Raw genomic sequence first — 18,647 nt, 5'->3', positions numbered from 1 at the left:
TTATACTAAGCCGTTAACCAGTCCAAATAAGCCACCAAATACGCCGCCCCAAACCACTAACCAGCCAAGGTGCTTACGGATCATTTCTTGAATAATTTGCTTAACCAATTTTGGGGTGAGTTCAGCTAAACGTTGCTCAATGATTACCGTTATTTTTTGTTGTACATCACCCAGGTGTTCTGGTTGCTCAAGCTCTTCGCGTAGCGCTTCACAAAATTGTTCGTCTTCGCTAATTTCAATCACGGCGTTTTTCAGCTTTTCGACAAACGGTTGCTCTAGGGGGGTCAGCGCATCTTTACCGCCAACCATGGCTAACATTCCTGCAAAAGATGAGCTTTCAATGGTGTCAACTAAAGCATGGTAGGCCGGGCTAAAGTCGGTTTTATCTATCACTGGGCGCAAATTGAGCTGCACCGCTTTGCCGCTTGCGTCAGATAGAAATCGGTCGATGTTTTCAGCAGTAAAAAACTGATTAAGCATCAATTGCTTGATACCAGCCTTAAAGTCGTCAAATCGGGCAGGAATAACCCCCGAGCCATATAAACCAGGCACCTTTTCAAACAGCATATGAATAGCTATCCAGTTGGTTGCCGCGCCAGATAAAGCAAATAAACCAATGGAGAACACCAGCGGCTGATTCGCAAAATGCCCATAGCTCACTAAGGCCAAAGTTATCAGATTAGTGATTAAGCTTTTATTCATATTTGCTCCTTTCTACAAAAACAAAAAAGTCCTCCATGGGGAGGACTTTTTTATAGGCGGTGTTTTACAGTGCCGCGATAGTCTCTTGCTGAGCCACAAGCTTAGCTTTAGCGCTTTCCATTTCTTCTAGCTTGGCACGTTCTTTAGCAATCACTTGCTCAGGTGCGTTCGCCACAAACTTTTGGTTAGACAGCTTACCAGACACTTTAGCTAGCTCTTTTTCTAGTTTTTCAAGTTGTTTGCCAATCCGTGCTAACTCGGCGTCTTTGTCGATTAAGCCAGCCATTGGGATCAATATTTCCATATCACCCAAAATAGCGGTTGCTGAGGCCGGAGCTTGTTCGCCTTCGGCCAATGCGGTGGTATTTTCTAGTTTGGCCAGTGACGCTAAGAACGGAGCATTGTCGTTCAAGCGACGTAAGTCTTCAGCAGAGGCATTTTTCAGCAATACGCTAAGTGGTTTGTTAGGGCTAATGTCCATCTCACCACGAATATTACGAATCGCTAGAATGAACTGTTTCAGCCACTCTAAATCGGCTACCGCTGCTTGGTCAATGCGTGATGCGTCAAACTCAGGAAAGGCTTGCAGCATAATGCTATCGCTAGCTTGCGCTTTACCGGCTAACGGTGCCACTTGGCGCCAAATGGTTTCGGTGATGTATGGCGTAATCGGGTGCATTAGGCGTAACAGACTTTCTAATACATTTAGCAGGGTATAGCGGGTACCGCGTTGCTGTGCTTGGTTACCTTTGAACAATACCGGTTTGGTTAACTCTAAGTACCAACCACAGAACTGGTTCCAGGTAAATTCGTAAATTAGCTGAGCGGCAATGTCGAAGCGGTAAGTATCTAGGGCTTCGCGGTAAGCGTTAATGGTTTCTTGATACTGGCCTTCGATCCAGCGATCAGCCAGTGAAAATTCCATTTCGCCGCCGTCTTTCCCGCAGTCTTGCTCTTCGGTATTCATTAATACATAGCGGCTGGCGTTCCATAACTTGTTACAGAAGTTACGGTAGCCCTCAAGGCGGTTCATGTCCCAGTTAATGTCACGACCAGTGGTCGCCATTGCTGCTAGGGTGAAACGCAGAGCATCGGTGCCATGGGCTTCAATGCCACCTTCAAAGGTTTTACGGGTATCTTTCTCAATCTTTTTGGCAAGCTGTGGCTGCATCATGTTGCCACAACGCTTAGTGACTAAGCTTTCTAAATCGATGCCGTCTATCATATCTAAAGGATCAAGCACGTTGCCCTTTGATTTAGACATTTTATCGCCGTTCTCATCGCGAATAAGCCCTGTGACATACACGGTGTTAAACGGCACTTGGGGTTTGTTGTTTTCGTCTTTGATGAAGTACATAGTCATCATGATCATTCTGGCAACCCAGAAGAAGATAATGTCAAAACCCGTTACCAATACGTCACTCGGGTGGAAGGTAGCAAGGTTTGGGGTTTTCTCTGGCCAGCCCTGGGTGGCAAAGGTCCATAAACCTGAAGAGAACCAGGTATCAAGGACATCTTCGTCTTGGCGAAGGCTTATGTCGTCGCTTAATCCATGTTTGCTGCGTACTTCGGCTTCATCTCGGCCTACGTACACTTTGCCTGCCTCGTCGTACCAAGCTGGGATGCGGTGTCCCCACCAAAGTTGGCGAGAGATACACCAATCTTGAATATCACGCATCCACGAGAAGTACATGTTCTCGTATTGCTGTGGAACAAATTTAATATCGCCATTTTCTACCGCTTCGGTTGCTGTTTTAGCTAGCGGGGCAGCACGTACATACCATTGGTCAGTAAGCATTGGCTCAATCACTACGCCACCACGGTCTCCATAAGGAACGGTGTTGTTATGCTCTGCCACTTCTTCTAGTAAACCGAGTTCATCAAACTTGGCAACAATGGCTTTACGGGCCGCAAAGCGCTCAAGGCCTTGGTACTCGGCTGGAATGTCGGTTGAGTAGGCTTTTGATGGCTCACCCTTTGTATTAAATACTTCTGCTTCGTCACGAATGTCAGCATTCAAGGTAAGAATGTTGATCATTGGTAATTGGTGGCGCTTACCGACTTCGCAGTCATTAAAGTCGTGGGCTGGTGTGATTTTCACACAACCAGTCCCTTTTTCCATATCGGCGTGTTCGTCACCCACAATAGGAATGCGACGGCCAACCAAAGGCAATTCGATAAATTTACCAATTAAGCCGTTATAACGGGGATCGTCTGGGTTAACCGCAACACCCGTATCACCAAGCATTGTTTCTGGGCGAGTGGTGGCTACCACGAGGTAGTTAAGGCCTTCACTGGTGGTTTCACCATCGGCCAGCGGGTAGCGCAGGTGCCACATGTGGCCCTTTTGCTCTTTATTTTCAACTTCTAAGTCTGAAATAGCGGTGTGTAGCTTTGGATCCCAGTTTACTAGGCGTTTGCCACGGTAAATGAGGTCGTCTTCGTACAAACGTACAAAGGCTTCTTCTACCGCTTTAGACATGCCTTTATCCATGGTAAAGCGCTCACGCTCCCAATCCACAGAGGCACCTAATCGACGTAACTGTTTGGTAATGGTACCGCCAGACTCTGCTTTCCAATCCCAGATTTTGTCGATGAAGGCTTCACGACCATAATCGTGTTTAGTTTTGTCTTCTTCAGCGGCAATTTTACGCTCTACGACCATTTGGGTCGCAATACCTGCATGGTCGGTACCCACTTGCCACAAGGTATTTTTGCCCTGCATGCGTTGATAACGGATCAGCGTATCCATAATGGTGTCTTGAAAAGCATGTCCCATATGCAAGCTGCCAGTGACGTTTGGCGGTGGGATCATGATGCTAAACGCCTCTTTAGAGGTGTCGCCATGCGGCTTAAAATGGCCTTGTTGTTCCCATTCTTGATAAAGCGCCTGTTCAATAGCGCTAGGGTTGTAGGTCTTTTCCATTGGATGTACTGACTCTATGTAATGTCTGGGTTTGTGTATGCGGCAGTGTCTAATTGTAGACCCTGCTGGCGATACACTCGATAACGTTCTCTAGCCGCAGCCTTGCCGGTTTCATCTGCTGGCACAAAATCGATAATATGTTGAAAATTCCTGGCAAACTCGGGCGCGGTATCTGTGAGGTTCACTAAACACTGGCGGCGTTGCCTAGGTGCTTGCCAAGATATCTCGACAGGCGCCCCACCTTGGGGGCCCTCACCACTGAGGTTATGCGGGACAAACTGCTCTGGCTCAAATTTCCACAGCTGTTCATCAAGCCGCTCGGCGTGTTGTTGCGATGAGGTATAAACAAAAATGCGTTCACCATTTCTGTAATACTGCGCAACTATTTGGCACACTATTTTATCGAGCGCTTCGCTGTCAGTGGTGACAGAATCGGGCATGATATAAAATTTCGCTTGCATACGCTAGAGACTACTTGTTTGAAATAAGCTCGGCAACGATAACCGCGGCCACTAAACATTAAAAGGCAAAGCCCGTTAAAAACCAAAACAGGGAGCTAAGCTCCCTGTAGGTAGCAAATAACTTAGTGCTTATTCTTCGACTTCTTGTCCTGTTTTACTCAGTAAAAACTGAGTAAGCAGCGGCACTGGTCGACCGGTTGCACCTTTCTCTCCACCGGTTTTCCATGCGGTACCGGCAATATCTAGGTGAGCCCAGTTGTACTTTTTGGTGAAGCGCGATAAGAAACAGGCTGCGGTAATTGAACCGGCAGTTTTGCCTCCAATATTAGCCATGTCAGCAAAGTTGCTGGCTAACTGCTCTTGGTATTCTTCACCTAATGGTAGTCGCCACGTTTTGTCGCCACTTTGCTCTGCACAGTTTAGCAAATCATGGGCTAGTGGGTTATGTGGAGTCATTAAGCCACTAGTGTGATGACCTAAAGCCACCACACATGCACCGGTTAAGGTGGCAACATCAATGACTAACTCTGGGTCGTAACGCTCTACGTAGGTAAGAACATCACACAATACCATGCGCCCTTCAGCGTCGGTATTAAGCACTTCAACGGTGATACCAGACATCGTAGTAATCACATCACCTGGGCGGTAGGCATTGCCATTTGGCATGTTTTCACAGCCAGCCAAGATGCCGGTTACTTTTAGCGGCAGTTGTAACTCTGCAAGAGCTTTCATTGTGCCGTATACACCCGCAGCACCACCCATGTCATATTTCATTTCATCCATGCCTGCGCCTGGTTTTAGTGAAATACCACCTGAATCAAAAGTAAGGCCTTTACCTACTAATACAATCGGTTTTTGGTCTTCGCAGCCAGGGGCACAATATTCAATGATGCTCATGATTGATTCATTCTCTGAACCGCGGCCTACCGCTAAGTAAGAATCCATTTTTAACTCGGCCATGTCAGCTTCGCCAAGGGTACTTACTGTAACGTTGTCGTATTTTTCAGCCAGCTCTTTAGCTTGCTCGGCTAAGTAAGCGGGGTTACAAATGTTAGGCGGGAGGTTGGCTAAATCTTTAGCATGTTTCACCCCACGGGCTACCGCCAAACCATGCTGCACGGCGTTTTCACCAATGGTTAATTCACGGCGAGTAGGCACATTGAACACAATCTTGCGTAGTGGACGACGGGTTTCTTCACGATTACTTTTAAGCATATCAAAGCTATATAAGCTCTCTTGGGTGGTTTCAACCGCTTGACGAACCTTCCAATAAGTATTGCGTGATTTAACGTGTAGCTCGGGTAAGAAGCATACCGCTTCCATAGAACCTGTGTCGTTTAAGGTATTAATGGTTTTGGTAATGATTTGGCGGTATTGACGCTCGTTTAACTCGCGCTCTTTACCACAACCTACCAACAATACCCGTTCACTTAATACGTTAGGTACATGATGCAGTAACAATACTTGTCCGGCTTTACCTTCTAGGTCACCGCGGCGCAATAAGGCGCTGATGTAGCCATCACTGATTTTATCTAGTTGCTCGGCTACTGGTGATAAACGGCGTGGTTCATACACTCCAACAACAATACACGCGCTTCGTTGTTTTTCCGGGCTGCCGCTTTTTACGCTAAACTCCATGAATACTCCTACAATCACCAAAACTGGGTTAAGATAGCCGACTGACTAGGATCTGATTACTGATCTTGTCTGCTGATTAAACAAATATGGGTTATACAGGCGCATATTGCTATGCGAAACTGTAAAAAATAGAAAGTTTATCTGAAAATTTTGCTATTACCAGCAAAGTTCTATGTTTGAAGTGAATGACTGAGTGCTAATATTCCGCTATCTGTTTAAAGAAACTGCAAAAACGCAACTGGCAGTGTTGGCCGTTTTGCTGTTGATTTTTACCTCACAAAAATTTGTCCGAGTCTTGGGGCAAGCGGCAGAAGGCAATGTAGCCGGCGAAATCATCGCTAAGGTTATGTTGTTAAATATGCCGGCCTTTTTGATTCTTATCTTGCCAATAAGCATGTTTCTTGGTGTTTTGGTGGCTCACGGCCGTTTATACGCTGATAGTGAAATGGTGGTATTGCAAGCCTGCGGCTACAGTACTGCCCAGCTGTTGCGAGACACCTTGATTTTGGCACTGTTCTCAACAGCTGCTGCTGGCTTTAATACCCTATACCTCAGCCCCTATACCAATGAACTCGAACAAAAGCTATTTGATCAAATGGACGCCGAAGCGGGGATCTCGGTATTAGTTCAGGGGCGCTTTGAATCTTTAGGTGGGGGGGTTGTTACTTTTGTTGAACAAATTGAAAATAAAGGCCAACACTTAGAAAAAGTGTTTGTTGCCCATACGCCTTCAGGTGATTCAGATACTCGCCCCTCGGTTGTCATGGCCGCAGAAGGCGGTATTGAACGACGCACTGACGGTTCGCAATGGATGGTGCTGACGAACGGTAAACGTTATGAGAAAGCGCCCGAACAACTAGACTATAGCGTGCTGCATTTTGAGCGCTATAGGGTTTACTTACGCCAACAGGAAGGTAACCAATCACAAAGGCGCTTATGGTCTTTGCCTACTCGTGATTTATGGGGGGCCACTGAGTTAACGCACATTGCTGAATTGCAGTGGCGAATATCGTTGCCCTTAACCATTCCCATTTTGACCTTTATGGTGGTGCCACTCGCAGCGGTAAACCCTCGACAAGGCCGTTATGCTAAATTGCTACCGGCGATACTACTTTACCTCAGTTATTACCTGATGCTAAGTGCTGCACGCAGCGGTGTGGAAGATGGCAGCTTAGCGCCTCATATTGGTTTATGGTCGGTGCATTTATTGATGCTGGTTATAGCCTTGGCGTACCTGTTTATTCGCAGTGAATACTACTTAAAAATGCGTGGAAAGATTAAAGGAAAAGCCTGTGTTTCGAATTCTTGATTGGTACATTGGGCGCACCATTATTATGTCTTGCCTGCTGGTACTGGTTACCTTACAAAGCCTGAGCATGATCGTTAAGTTTGTGGAGCAGCTTGGCAGTGTTGGCCAAGGTGATTATCAAGTGGTTGATGCGCTTTGGTATGTACTACTTAGTGTGCCGCGAGAGTTGGAAGTATTTTTTCCTATGGCGGCCTTATTAGGCTCATTAATTGGCTTAGGTTCGTTGGCTAGCACCAGTGAGCTAGTGGTGATGCAAAGCGCCGGTTTATCAAGGTTGAATATTGCCACCGCGGTGGTAAAAACCGCTGTGCCAATGATGATTGCGATGATGTTATTAGGCGAGTATGTGGCTCCGCGTACCGATTTAGCCGCTAAAGAGCTGCGCTCAAGCAAAATATCGGGTGGGGCATTAGTTGCCGTGCAGCGCGGTGTATGGGCTAAAGATGGTGACAGCTTTGTAAATATTGGAGAAGTTCAAGAGAGCAAAGAGCTGTTTAATATTACCATTTATCGCTTCAATGATGACGCCGAGCTTTATCAACAAGTGGAAGGTAACCAAGCCTTTTATGATTCAAACCGCTGGATCATTCGCCAAGCAAAAGTGACAGACTTCAGTGATGACGGAGTGATTAGGCAGGTGTATGACGACTACCCTTGGAGCAGCACACTAACACCAGATAAATTGAGTGTGGTAACCATTAAGCCGCACGATTTATCGATATCTGGCATGTACTCATATATCGGTTATTTAAAGCAAAACAAGCAAGACCCAGCGCGCTACGAGCTGGCCCTAGCACGCAAATTAATGATGCCGATATTAACCGGTATTATGATGTTGCTGGCCTTGTCGTTTGTGTTTGGCCCATTGCGGAGTTCCAGCATGGGGGCCAAAATTATGTTAGGTGTGGTAGCAGGCTTTAGTTATTATATTTTGGATCAGGTACTTGGCTCAATGAGCCTAGTTTATGGGGTGCCACCTTATTTTAGTGCCGCTATACCTAGTGTATTAGTGCTAGCGATTGCTTTTTATCTTATTAATCGCCGCGCATAAGCGAGGCGATTAATCTTCGCTGGGGGGCTAGAGGGCTTACTTTTTAGGTAAAGTTACCACCTTGCATTGGCCCCACATATCTTGAAAAGCAGTATTGTCTTTGGTGACAATAACCATCAAATTGCCTAAGCCCAGTGCAGAGGTAAATAAGCGAATTAAAGCCTGCGAATAGCTAATGTTAGAGCCGTCTTTATTTTGCACCCGTAGTCGCCAAGCGCGCATACCAATGGTTTGCCCCGAGTTATGCCAAAACCAAATATAGAACAAAATAATACTGCCCCACATCAATCCCTGAAACCAAATTTGCGATACTAAGTAGTTCGCGTGCTCTATGCCCTCGGGTAAAACGGTCCAGCCCATGCTGGTGGACAGCGCAACCATCGCTAGGCCAATCATGGTGGCAACCATTGCAATGGCAATTGCCATTACAGCATCGTATATGTAAGCACCGAGTCGGCGAAAAAAGCCGGCTGATGGAAGCTGTGCAAAAGAAGAAACTTGGCTCATCTATGTTAACCCTCAGAAATTTTGCGCATTTTAGCAAAACTAGCGGGCACAGAGTAATTAATCGTCATTTTTTGCCGCTTAGGCCGAATAAGCATAGCGCTAGCGCAATTCTTAAACACTTAGCGCCTTATTGGTTAAAAAGCGCTTGCCAATCTTAAAACGCAGCTTATAATGCCAATCACTCGCTAAGGCGAGTAAAACAAATGCCAGAGTGATGAAATTGGTAGACATAGGGGATTCAAAATCCCCCGTTAGAAATAACGTGCCGGTTCAAGTCCGGCCTCTGGTACCAAATTAGAAAAAGCCGTCCTAGTGACGGCTTTTTTGTGCCTTAAATTCAATCCTTACCTTGTTGATATTTCAGTACTACTCGACGAAATAAAACCAGAACAAATACCTAATTGCCGTTCGTAATATATCAATAATTAATGAAATCAAACTTTAGTATTGGCTAGTTTCTTAGCAGAATGGTAGGAAGCTCAATGTATTGAACAGTTTAGCTAAAATTTCTACAGCTAATATTGTGCCTATTAAAGTAGGTTGGTAGTATCAAATTAACAAAACTGTTTATAAAGTCTTAGCCGGGGAACAATGTCAACTGATTACAACTTTAAGTCAGCAATTACCTTTCTTGATGCTCTCAGTGTCCTGTCAAAGTCTTCGCCATATGCAGTAGCTACCCAGAGGAAAGAGCTTAACTCTAACTTGCTTGATACTTATAAGCGCTATTTGTATATCGAAACGGATGTTGAAACCGAATTTGTATCAACCTTGAACCAAATATCAACAGTTGGCGAAAAAAAGTTAATCTTTTTATGCGGAAGTAGTGGTGATGGCAAGTCCGAGATTTTGACCAAATATTCATCTAAATATGCTAACAGAGCTTATTTTCACCTTGATGCAACGCACAGTTTTGACCCTCACCAAACAGCAATTGAAACCTTAGACCGGCTCTTTGAGGGCTTTACTAGCGGCTCAAAGTCCTTAGTAGTCGGCATTAATATTGGAATGCTTGGCAATTATGCCGAAGAGGGTTCAGCTCAAAACACTTTAATCATAAAGTGGATCAAGAGCTTCTTGGAAAACAGAGCTAGTGAACTACCCCAAAATTGTATTTTTATTGATTTTGAAAAGTTTCCTAAATTTTCATTAGCCTACGATGGTAATACCTCCAAGTTTGCCGATGACTTCATTAAGAAGCTCACCTCAGCTACCCTTGAAAATCCTTTTTATGCTTTGTATGAAAATGAACGAGCAAAACTTGGTTTTTCTAAATTGGGGGCAAACTACGCTTTATTAAGTTTGGAGTCTGTCAGAAAAAATCTAATTTCGTTGTTACTAAAGTCGCGCTTGGTAAAAGACCAGTTTATGAATGCTCGAGCATTACTAGACTTTGTGTTTCAAGTATTGGCTAAAGATGACTACTTATTTAATAATATTTTTTCAGGTGCTGACAACGAACTACTAGAGAACATAGAAAGCTTTGACCCAAGTAATATCCACACTCAAAAATTTGATGAGTTTGTCTTAGAATTTGGCTTAGGCATTGAGAATAAAGAACTCGATGGCTTTAAACAAGCTATTAGCCAGTTGGGAGTGCTAGATGTTAGAAACGCGCATTCATTTCTACGGTTAATTTACCTTTTAAAGGATGAAGAGCAGTTTTCGTACGATTACATTGACGAGCTCAAGCAAGATTTTGAGTTGTCTATAGTCGAACTTTATTCTAAAAACTGGTTAATACATCAAGAGTTTAACGGCCATCAACATACCAGAAGGGAGCTAAGTCGTTTCTACAAAGAAGTATTGATCTCGGCGATTCATCGTTACTGTAATCGCAATGCCCCTCAAATGGATAAAGATACTTACTTTGTATCGGATCTCAATGGGTATAAGAGCGCAGTTGAATTAGAGGTAAAACCCGATTTTAGTCGAATTCATCAACAAGATGCGACCAAGGTGGGGTATTTCAACGCTTATTTTTGTGTAGATCGAAGGCACTCAGAACCTGTCTCTATCGCCGTTTCTATATCCATAAATTTCCTCGAACTGTTATTGCGAATAAATCAAGGCTATAGACCCAATAAGCATGATAAAAATGCTGTGTTAATGCTCGATGAGGTTATTGAGCAAATCGTAGAGGCAGCCAGCGACAACAATGTGTTGTTTATCTTCAAAGACAGTAAAAGGTACAAAATTACCAATGATGGTAATGAGTATTTTGAAGTGAGTGGTAGCTAATATGAATATCGATAGACATACGTACCCAATAAACGAGAACCTTCCGCAAACCGCTTACTCAAGTGCTGATAGTGAAGGAATTCCCAATAAAAATAGCTTAAACAGCTTTTTACCGATTAGGACTAAAGGAAATGAGTTTAATTGGGATGCTGTTGTTGGTTTAGTGCTAAGAGGATTATTACGCCAAGAAATTAAAAGTTACAGTTTTGAGCAGTTTGAAGAAGCTTGTAAGAGCAAGTTTGAAGGAAAGCTTAGTAATAAGGATTTTTGGCAAGTCTTGCAGGATATGTATTTCAAAAATAAAGATATTCTTAGTGTTAGCCCTGAATTTTCACTATTTAGTGCCCAAAAGGAAATTCGGACCCAAAGTGACCAAAGAATCGCATCTCTTTTTAACAGTTTGGCGCAAAACCAACAAATCGAACGCTTTGATGCGCAAGTTAATTTTGTCGAAAAAGAAATGTTGCTAGTACTCCAAAATCAAATGAAGAAAACGCAACAAACTGGCCCTAAAGAAGCGCCATACTTGCCGTTTTTATCACAAGCATTCAAGCAGGACATCCAATTTCTTGCAACAAAACCTAAGTATCTTCTTAGTGAATTTCAACAACTGCTAACGTTTTATGCATTTAGCTATACAGCGCAGCTGAGTTTATCTATACCAGATTGGAAAAGCGGGCAAGAACCGAAAGCAAAACCACTTTATTTTATTATGGACCATGAAAAGGCAAGTATAGAAAGAACTCATATTCAAAATCACGGTTATAAATTGTTCCATGAAACCAGTAAACAGCTTTACCCTGTATTAACCATGCTGGAGTTACTCCAGCCAACACCTAAAACTGAAAAGTATCCGTTGTGGAAAATAGCAAAAGACATTGAGTCTTCAGCAAAAGACAACTTGGTCGACATCCTGCGTAATTTTGCGCGCGCTTTTCGCTCGCAACGTAATTTGAGTACCTATTTTCAAGAATCTGAGAGTGCCTTAGATTGGCTAGAAAATATTATTGTTTTAGCTAATGCACAGTTTGCTGATAGCACAACGGAAAGACCAGCGATTAACAAAAAGTATGTTAATGAGGTGGAAAAGAGTTTAGCCAAAAGTTTCATTCAAAGCAGAGGCCGCTCAGGAAAGGTGTTTGTTCTCAATCAAGATTACGTGATTTTGCTAACCAACTTGGTGGTTGGGGCGAGCGACAAACTTCGCTTTCATGAGTTAATTGTTGAGTTCCAGAATCGTGGTGTATTTGTAGACAAACAGACAGAATTAGAGCTCATCAGTTTTTATGAGCGCATTGGTAATGTAGAACGCATGAGCGATAGTGGAGACGCAGTATATGTCCGTAAAACCATTTGAAGATTTTTTGGTTGAACAGCTTCTAGGTGATGGGCGAGGCGTTTTCGAAGCTGGTTTTCGCTATCAGTTTAAATCTCCCGCTTTTGCCAACAGCATTCGTTTGCACCATGCAATGCTGGCAAAGGCAAATGGTAGCATTGACGCCGGCAATGGTATAAATATCCCATATATTATTAGTGGCGATACAAAGATTTTACCTGTTCTGCATAGTGACGATCCTAAGAACCCAGATGGATATTCCGAAAACTACATCTCGCATCTGCGAGACGAAGTTTCAAATCAAACCGGAGTACTCAAAGGCTGCGCTTTAGTTGTTATACATAACAGTTTACTTGATACCTTAATAAACTCTGCGGACGATCTAGCAGGCAAAGATCAGGTGTGGAGTACTAGCAAAATAAAAATCTCTTTAGAGGGATTAATTGACCTACAAGATAAAGGTAAAGATGTATCGTTTTGTTTGCTTGACGACCAGTTTGCCGCTATTTCTGACGATGGCGCGACTATGTTTGGCTTTGAATCGCTATATAACGCTGTAGAAGATGGCGATTTACGATTCAATGAATTAGGCATGTTTGAAGACCCTCTCATTGCGCAGATGAGTGGTAATCAAAATCAGATAAAACGTCGGTTGGAAGAAAATCGAAAGCTATACCAAGGTCTGTCGTTCGAGGTTGAGCATTACCCAAACATGCTAAAAGAACGCCTGAAATTTCTAGGTGATAAGTTTATTGAAGAGCACTTCAGCGAAACCGATGCGTGGAAAGATGTTGATTTTGAAGCTTATGTGCAAGAGAAAAAGCGCAACTCCCAGCAAAAGTTAGTTTTAGAAGGGGAACAAACGAGCGACGGTTCAACATTTATTGCACGAGCCCGCTCTGAAACTAAAGCCGGCCAACGTGACCGGCAAGTGATCATTCTTCTTGATGAAGGCGTGAATGAGTTTGAACTAAAAATATCATTTCAAGGCGCTTCAAATCTCGACAAAAAGCAATTTGGGATTGTTCCCCAAAAAGCCTTAAACAAGCAAGAATTGATATCGGCGCGAAACAGTTTTAATGGGGCTAGCGCAACTCTAAGAGCAAGTTATCATCAGGAGCCGCTGTTTTTTACCCTCGCACTTAAGCGCGAAAACAAATCTGAGTCGTGTAACTTTAGATGTTTAGTACTACGTAACAATGAGTTTTATGTTGATGCTTTTAAAAACCATTTCCTAGTCGAGCCTTCTAAAAAACGACTTACTCTGAATATGGAAGCGAATAAGTTACAGATCGGTGAGTCAGTTGGAGATATTTGTCAGATTACCGATTCAGGCCAAACAGCAAATGTTGCCAACTGTGGTTGGGTTGATTTTGAAAACCTAGCCAATGAAGCCGATGTCATAAATTTTTCTGTTAAGTCTGGTGAAAATAGTCTGTGTTTTAACATTGAAGGGGCTGTTGCCACAGACTCTCTAAATTTGCCTCTGCTGTTAAATCAAGGGCGATTCAACAAGCTATTCAATGATGAATACAATGGTGAATTCTATTCGCAAAAAAGCAAAGTTAGTATCGACAACAGTGAGTTTACAGTACCAGGCTTAAGGCGTGACTTACTTCGATGGGAAGAGCAATGCCTAAAGGAAGAGGTAGTTTCACTGCTTAATGATGATCAAATAAGCTTGGAAGATCTTTTAGATATACACCCAAGTATTTTTGCCGCATACCAAGCTCTATTTAATTATCTACAACAAAAGAAAACATTGCCTTCGCTGGTGTCTTGGGGCCCTGAATTCTTGGAGCTTGCTCATAATGTAGTGCAATCGTGTCTCCAATTTTATGCGGCTATCCCCACTGGAGAAATTTTAACGGATGCTCAAAAGCTTAGCTTGAAAATAGGAATAGTCCTTGATGGAGAGGACGAATACTACTCGCCATTGCATCCTTTGATTCTGGCTTATTATGTGAATCTTACTCAACAAATAATCAATGACGAAAGCAACAGTTTTGGTTCACTGCCTAAAATTACCTTAGAACGATTATCGCCCAAAGGCCTGCTGCCTTATGTTTTTCATCCTAAGCATCAGTATTCGATCAACCAACACATTAAAGAAAACTTTTTTTGGATAAAAAGTGTTCCACAAGAGCAAAGTAGCCTAAGTTTTGTACGTAAACTTGTAAAAGAAAAAATTGATGAATTTCAATCATCATTCGCCCAATTATTTGAGGCAAGTGGGAAAAGCATCATTATCAATGCCGTAAACCAAGAACAAGCTGAAGAACTGTTTCTCGGACTATCTGACTTCTTTAGAGCCAATCTAAACAATACAACCGCTATACACATAAATTTGTATGATGAGACCTTAAGTTTTAACGCCTTTGATCGTTTCGCTGAAACAGCGAACTATGATGAAATTAAGCAATGGTTGGAGTTAAACAAAGGTAAAGTACGTGAGCAAGCTGACACCATTATAGACAGCATGAGAACGCGTTTAACTTATAGTAAATTTAGCAACTCGCAGACTAAAAAAGATGGCCAGGCTTATGCGCATTTAAGTTTTTTTAGAAACAACGACAAGGTTGATTTTGCTAACGTCTCAATCGACGATATGGCTAGTGGTATTGCTTGTGGCGGATTGCTAGCTGGCGAAGCATCAGAGCAAAAATCAGGTTCCTATTTTACCGGTTTTGGCCTAAAGCACATAGATTACAGCAACGCTCCGCATTTAAAGCTTGCTAAGCTTATGGGAAGCTTGATTCAACCGGCCTTAAAGGCAAACACACCTTATCATGGTGCTAATGCTGTGGCACTAGCTGTAAGTGACGACTTTAAAGAGTTACTGGAGCGCTCCTACAGTAGTTCAATGTGGACCACAATCATTGACCCCAAAGTCACCTTAGACTTCTTTCATAGCAACGAAGACGTGGTGCTGATTCACTATTCGGATCAGTACACAAGTTCGTCTAGCTATGATGCCATCACAGTAACCGCAAAACGCCGTTTGTTTGATAAACTAATCGAACAAGATGATGGCGGACAAATTAACGAATTTAACGCCTTTAATGGTGACTGGTTGCTTAAAATGATGACCTGCTCACCCACGATTAACAAAGAGCGCAAAGGTGTTATTGGAGCTTATAAGTTTGTTACAAGTTTAGTGTGTAAATCTGATATTACTTGGGTGCCCTTGTCTGTGGCCGAAATGATTCGAGTTTCAGGTAATATCGGCCTCAAAATGTCTGAAAGTGATTTTTCACGTAATGTGAATGGGTATCGGCAAGGTGCAATCTCAGATGATGTTTTGTTGGTTGGATTTAGAGACCAGAACTTATACATACTGCCGGTCGAAGTAAAAACTGGGGCTCGGCCTGACTACAACAAAGCAATAAAACAAGCTAAGGAGCTAGGCAGGTATCTAAGTGAAGAGTTGTTAGGTGAATCAAACTTGGCTAGCAAGCTTTATAAAGGTTTGTTTGTACGCCAGGTACTTATGCAAGTGGACAAATACAACTTATACAAAGTGTTTAGTCCAAATTACTTTGATTTGCTGTTGGCTAACAAAGAGTTTTGGCTTAAAGGCGACTACAAGCTCGCAAGCATTGCAGATTACCCCCAGGGTTTTGTTGTAAGTCACTTAGACTCTGCCAGCTGCCTAGAGCCCGATTATAAGATGGTAGATGGCATTCTAAAAATAGATTTGCCAATGGGACTGCTACCGACATTGGTTAAAACGCCCTTGCAAGACATGCTAAATGTCATCGATATAAGTAAAACGTGCCATGTTCCACTGGAGTTTATCCTTAATCCTGAGCAGCAAGATGATTCAAGCTTCGGTGCTGCGCCAATAAAAACAGTAGAGTCACTAAAGACGACGCCAATTCAAGCTCTGCCACCAAAAGAAACGCATACAAATAATGTTGGCTATACACCAGAAAAACCAGCAACAGATGTGAACAAATTTGATGAAGAAGCACAAAAAATAAACGAACAAATCGAAGCCGTAAAAGCGATAATTATTGCAACGATTAAACAAAACTTAGCAAGTTCAGGTAAACCAAGCATGAAAGGGGTGCGCAGCCAATACGAACTAAATGGCTTTGACACTCGAGCTCTGTCTGACTTTTTCGAAGTCAATTGCGATCTGACCCTCTCTGAATTTGAAAGTGAGACCAAAAGTGATTGTTTAATGAATAACTCATTCGATACTGAAAACCCCAAAGAGAATCAGGAAACAACAGGCAGTGGCCACGATGTGGAACATGTTGTTGATACTAGTTTTGAAACAAGGGCCCTTGCTGACGGCTCTATATTTAAGAGTCGAGGTATTGCACCTAATGTCGAACCGAAAGTTGAATCCAAAATTGATATAAAATTAGATCCAGTACCAAAAGACCTCGAAGAGTTAGAAACAAAAGTTGTAATAGAGCCAGTAGCTTCTGGGATTAACTTAACGGTGCTTTTTGGTAGCAACGCAACAACACAAGCCCCCCTCAACTGGGAACCAACCAATACCGCCAAATTTATGAATACCAATACCGGTATTATTGGCACCATGGGTACTGGTAAAACGCAGTTTACCAAATCTGTGCTCACCCAGCTTTATCGCAATCGTGCAGACAATGTAAGTGGTGCTCAAATTGGCATGCTTGTGTTCGATTACAAATCTGATTATGTCGATACCCAATTTCAAGATGCTACCAGCGGTAAAAACTACAATTTACACAAATTGCCATATAACCCCTTAAGCTTGTTTGGTGATATGCCAATGCTGCCGGTACATACGGCGCGCGGTTTTTCTGAAACCATGGGGAAGGCCTTTAACTTGGGCCAAAAGCAGCAGCTACGACTACGCAAACTAGTAGGCGAGGCCTACGAAAATGCTGGTATCAATAAAGCGAATGCAAGTACTTGGACTAAACCGGCACCAACGATTGCTGATGTTTGGGCCTTGTTTATCGAAAGTGAACCCGACGAAGATTCACTCTACGCTGCACTAGAGAGCCTCAATGACCTAGAGATATTTGAAGACAACAGCGCCAATTGCCAAAGCCTGTATGAGCTTGTTAGCGGGGTTACAGTCATTGAGCTAGCAGGCTACCCGGGGGAAATTCAGAACTTAGTAGTAGCACTTACCCTAGACTTGTTTTACACCCAAATGCAAAAGCAGGGAAAGCCAGTTGTGCAGGGTGACTACCGCCAAGTAACCAAAATGATCTTGGTGGATGAAGCTGATAACTTTATGTCGCAAAACTTCCCAAGCCTTCGAAAAATACTTAAAGAAGGCCGCGAATACGGAGTAGGCATGATCTTATCCACTCAAGATATTACTCATTTCCAAACCAGCGAGAATGATTACTCAAGTTATGTACTTACCTGGGTTGTACACCGTGTTGCTAAAATCAAAAACCAAGATATCAAAGCCATCTTTGGAGTGAACGAGAAAGCCGAGCAAGACAAGCTAATGGAAAGCATTAACAAGCTTGAGAAGCATTGCAGCTTGTATATTGATGGAGCCAAGAAAATTCAGAAGATGCGTGATAAAGCGTTTTGGGAGTTACTTAGTGACACCTGATCAGCTTAAAGTAGCAGTTTTGGGTGTTAAGCGTTGGTCGCGTAGTGACCAACGTGCACCGAATAAGCCAATTATGATGGCGTATGTTTTGTCTCAGTACTTTCATGGGCATCATCAGTTCTTCTTATATGAAGAGTCGTTCCATAAAGATGTACAAGATCTGCTAAAACGTTTTGGGCCTCAACGCTCCATTTATCATCCTGAATATCCATTTTGGCGTTTAAAAAATGATGGTTTTTGGGCGGTAAACAATGATGAAGATTGCAAGTCTCGTAAGAGTAATACAGATCCATCGAAAGCTGAGTTATTCAAACATGGAGTAACCGCTGGCTTTAACGACCAAGCTTATGCCATTTTAAAAGGAAACCACCAATTAACTTTGGAGTTGATTGAACTGATTCTAAGTGAGAGCTTTCCCGAAAGTCTTATTCCTGATATTGCTACACAGTTAGGTGTTGATTTAGTGATAAGAAATGTGCAAAAGCGCGATCCTAATTTTAGGAAAGAAGTACTCCGTGCATATAACTATCAATGTGCAGTGTGTGGCTATGATCTCAAAATGGATGAAGTAACCGTTGGTTTAGAAGCTGCACATATCAAGTGGAAGCAGTTTCATGGTCCCTGTGATGTAAGCAATGGGCTAACACTCTGTGCCGTGCATCATAAAGCTTTTGATAAAGGTGCGTTTTCAATCGCTGAAGATTTTAAAGTGAAACTGTCAGAAAGTCTTAATGGTGGAGAGCAAGCACAACGATTATTTTTTGATTTTGAAGACAAATTAATACGTTTACCAAAAAGAGATAAGTGGTTGCCAAACGTTGGATATTTGAATTGGCATCAGAAAGAAGTATTTAAATGATTCTTATCGATAAGAGAGTAACAATGAAACTTGATATGTACGTAA

Annotated in this window: 11 protein-coding genes and 1 tRNA gene; 7 read left to right on the top strand and 5 right to left on the bottom strand. The window is 42.7% G+C overall.

Annotated features, from left to right (window positions below):
* From ACVFI8_RS06350 to pepA, 4 genes are all read right to left on the bottom strand, one after another.
* Complete coding sequence (locus tag ACVFI8_RS06350; RefSeq protein WP_248714317.1) at positions 1-702, bottom strand: DUF445 domain-containing protein; 702 nt, start codon at positions 700-702, stop codon at positions 1-3.
* 64 nt (positions 703-766) lie between these two features.
* Entirely contained in the window at positions 767-3,628 is a 2,862-nt protein-coding gene (locus ACVFI8_RS06345) for a valine--tRNA ligase (protein WP_457873390.1), read from the bottom strand.
* A gap of 14 nt (positions 3,629-3,642) precedes the next feature.
* The gene (locus tag ACVFI8_RS06340) at positions 3,643-4,089 is read right to left on the bottom strand and encodes a DNA polymerase III subunit chi (protein WP_248714319.1); all 447 of its coding nucleotides are present in this window, start codon (positions 4,087-4,089) and stop codon (positions 3,643-3,645) included.
* A gap of 129 nt (positions 4,090-4,218) precedes the next feature.
* Positions 4,219-5,727, bottom strand: a complete 1,509-nt coding sequence (pepA, locus tag ACVFI8_RS06335) for a leucyl aminopeptidase (protein ID WP_248714320.1) — start codon at positions 5,725-5,727, stop codon at positions 4,219-4,221.
* Positions 5,728-5,920: 193 nt separating this feature from the next.
* Between pepA and lptF the strand changes: the two genes are divergently transcribed.
* Both lptF and lptG read left to right on the top strand, forming a co-directional pair.
* Entirely contained in the window at positions 5,921-7,036 is a 1,116-nt protein-coding gene (gene lptF / locus ACVFI8_RS06330; protein WP_248714321.1) for an LPS export ABC transporter permease LptF, read from the top strand.
* Positions 7,020-8,087, top strand: coding sequence for an LPS export ABC transporter permease LptG (lptG, locus tag ACVFI8_RS06325; protein WP_248714322.1), 1,068 nt, complete (start codon positions 7,020-7,022; stop codon positions 8,085-8,087). Before lptF ends, lptG begins: the two co-directional genes overlap by 17 nt.
* A gap of 36 nt (positions 8,088-8,123) precedes the next feature.
* Here the strand turns inward: lptG and ACVFI8_RS06320 are convergent, their stop codons facing one another.
* Positions 8,124-8,594: an RDD family protein gene (locus tag ACVFI8_RS06320; RefSeq protein WP_457873389.1), complete on the bottom strand. Its 471-nt coding sequence runs from the start codon at positions 8,592-8,594 to the stop codon at positions 8,124-8,126.
* A 205-nt stretch (positions 8,595-8,799) separates the two neighbouring features.
* On the opposite strand from ACVFI8_RS06320, the gene ACVFI8_RS06315 reads away from it, so the two are divergent.
* The 5 genes from ACVFI8_RS06315 (at position 8,800) to ACVFI8_RS06295 (ending at position 18,602) form a co-directional block, all read left to right on the top strand.
* Positions 8,800-8,886, top strand: a tRNA-Leu gene (locus ACVFI8_RS06315).
* Between the two features lie 299 nt (positions 8,887-9,185).
* Complete coding sequence (dptF, locus tag ACVFI8_RS06310; protein ID WP_457873388.1) at positions 9,186-10,835, top strand: DNA phosphorothioation-dependent restriction protein DptF; 1,650 nt, start codon at positions 9,186-9,188, stop codon at positions 10,833-10,835.
* Between the two features lies 1 nt (position 10,836).
* Positions 10,837-12,192 carry a DNA phosphorothioation-dependent restriction protein DptG gene (gene dptG, locus ACVFI8_RS06305; protein WP_457873387.1) on the top strand — a complete coding sequence of 452 codons (1,356 nt, stop codon included), beginning with the start codon at positions 10,837-10,839 and terminating at the stop codon, positions 12,190-12,192.
* Entirely contained in the window at positions 12,173-17,743 is a 5,571-nt protein-coding gene (gene dptH, locus ACVFI8_RS06300) for a DNA phosphorothioation-dependent restriction protein DptH (protein WP_457873386.1), read from the top strand. Before dptG ends, dptH begins: the two co-directional genes overlap by 20 nt.
* Positions 17,733-18,602 (top strand): phosphorothioated DNA-binding restriction endonuclease, encoded by an 870-nt coding sequence (locus ACVFI8_RS06295; protein ID WP_457873385.1) that lies wholly within the window; start codon positions 17,733-17,735, stop codon positions 18,600-18,602. The genes dptH and ACVFI8_RS06295 overlap by 11 nt, the downstream gene beginning before the upstream one ends.
* The last annotated feature ends 45 nt before the right edge of the window (positions 18,603-18,647 follow it).

It is taken from the genome of Agarivorans sp. MS3-6 (assembly GCF_054112545.1).
The sequence above is the reverse complement of the archived record's forward strand: the minus strand, read 5'-3'. Positions and strand labels throughout refer to the sequence as shown.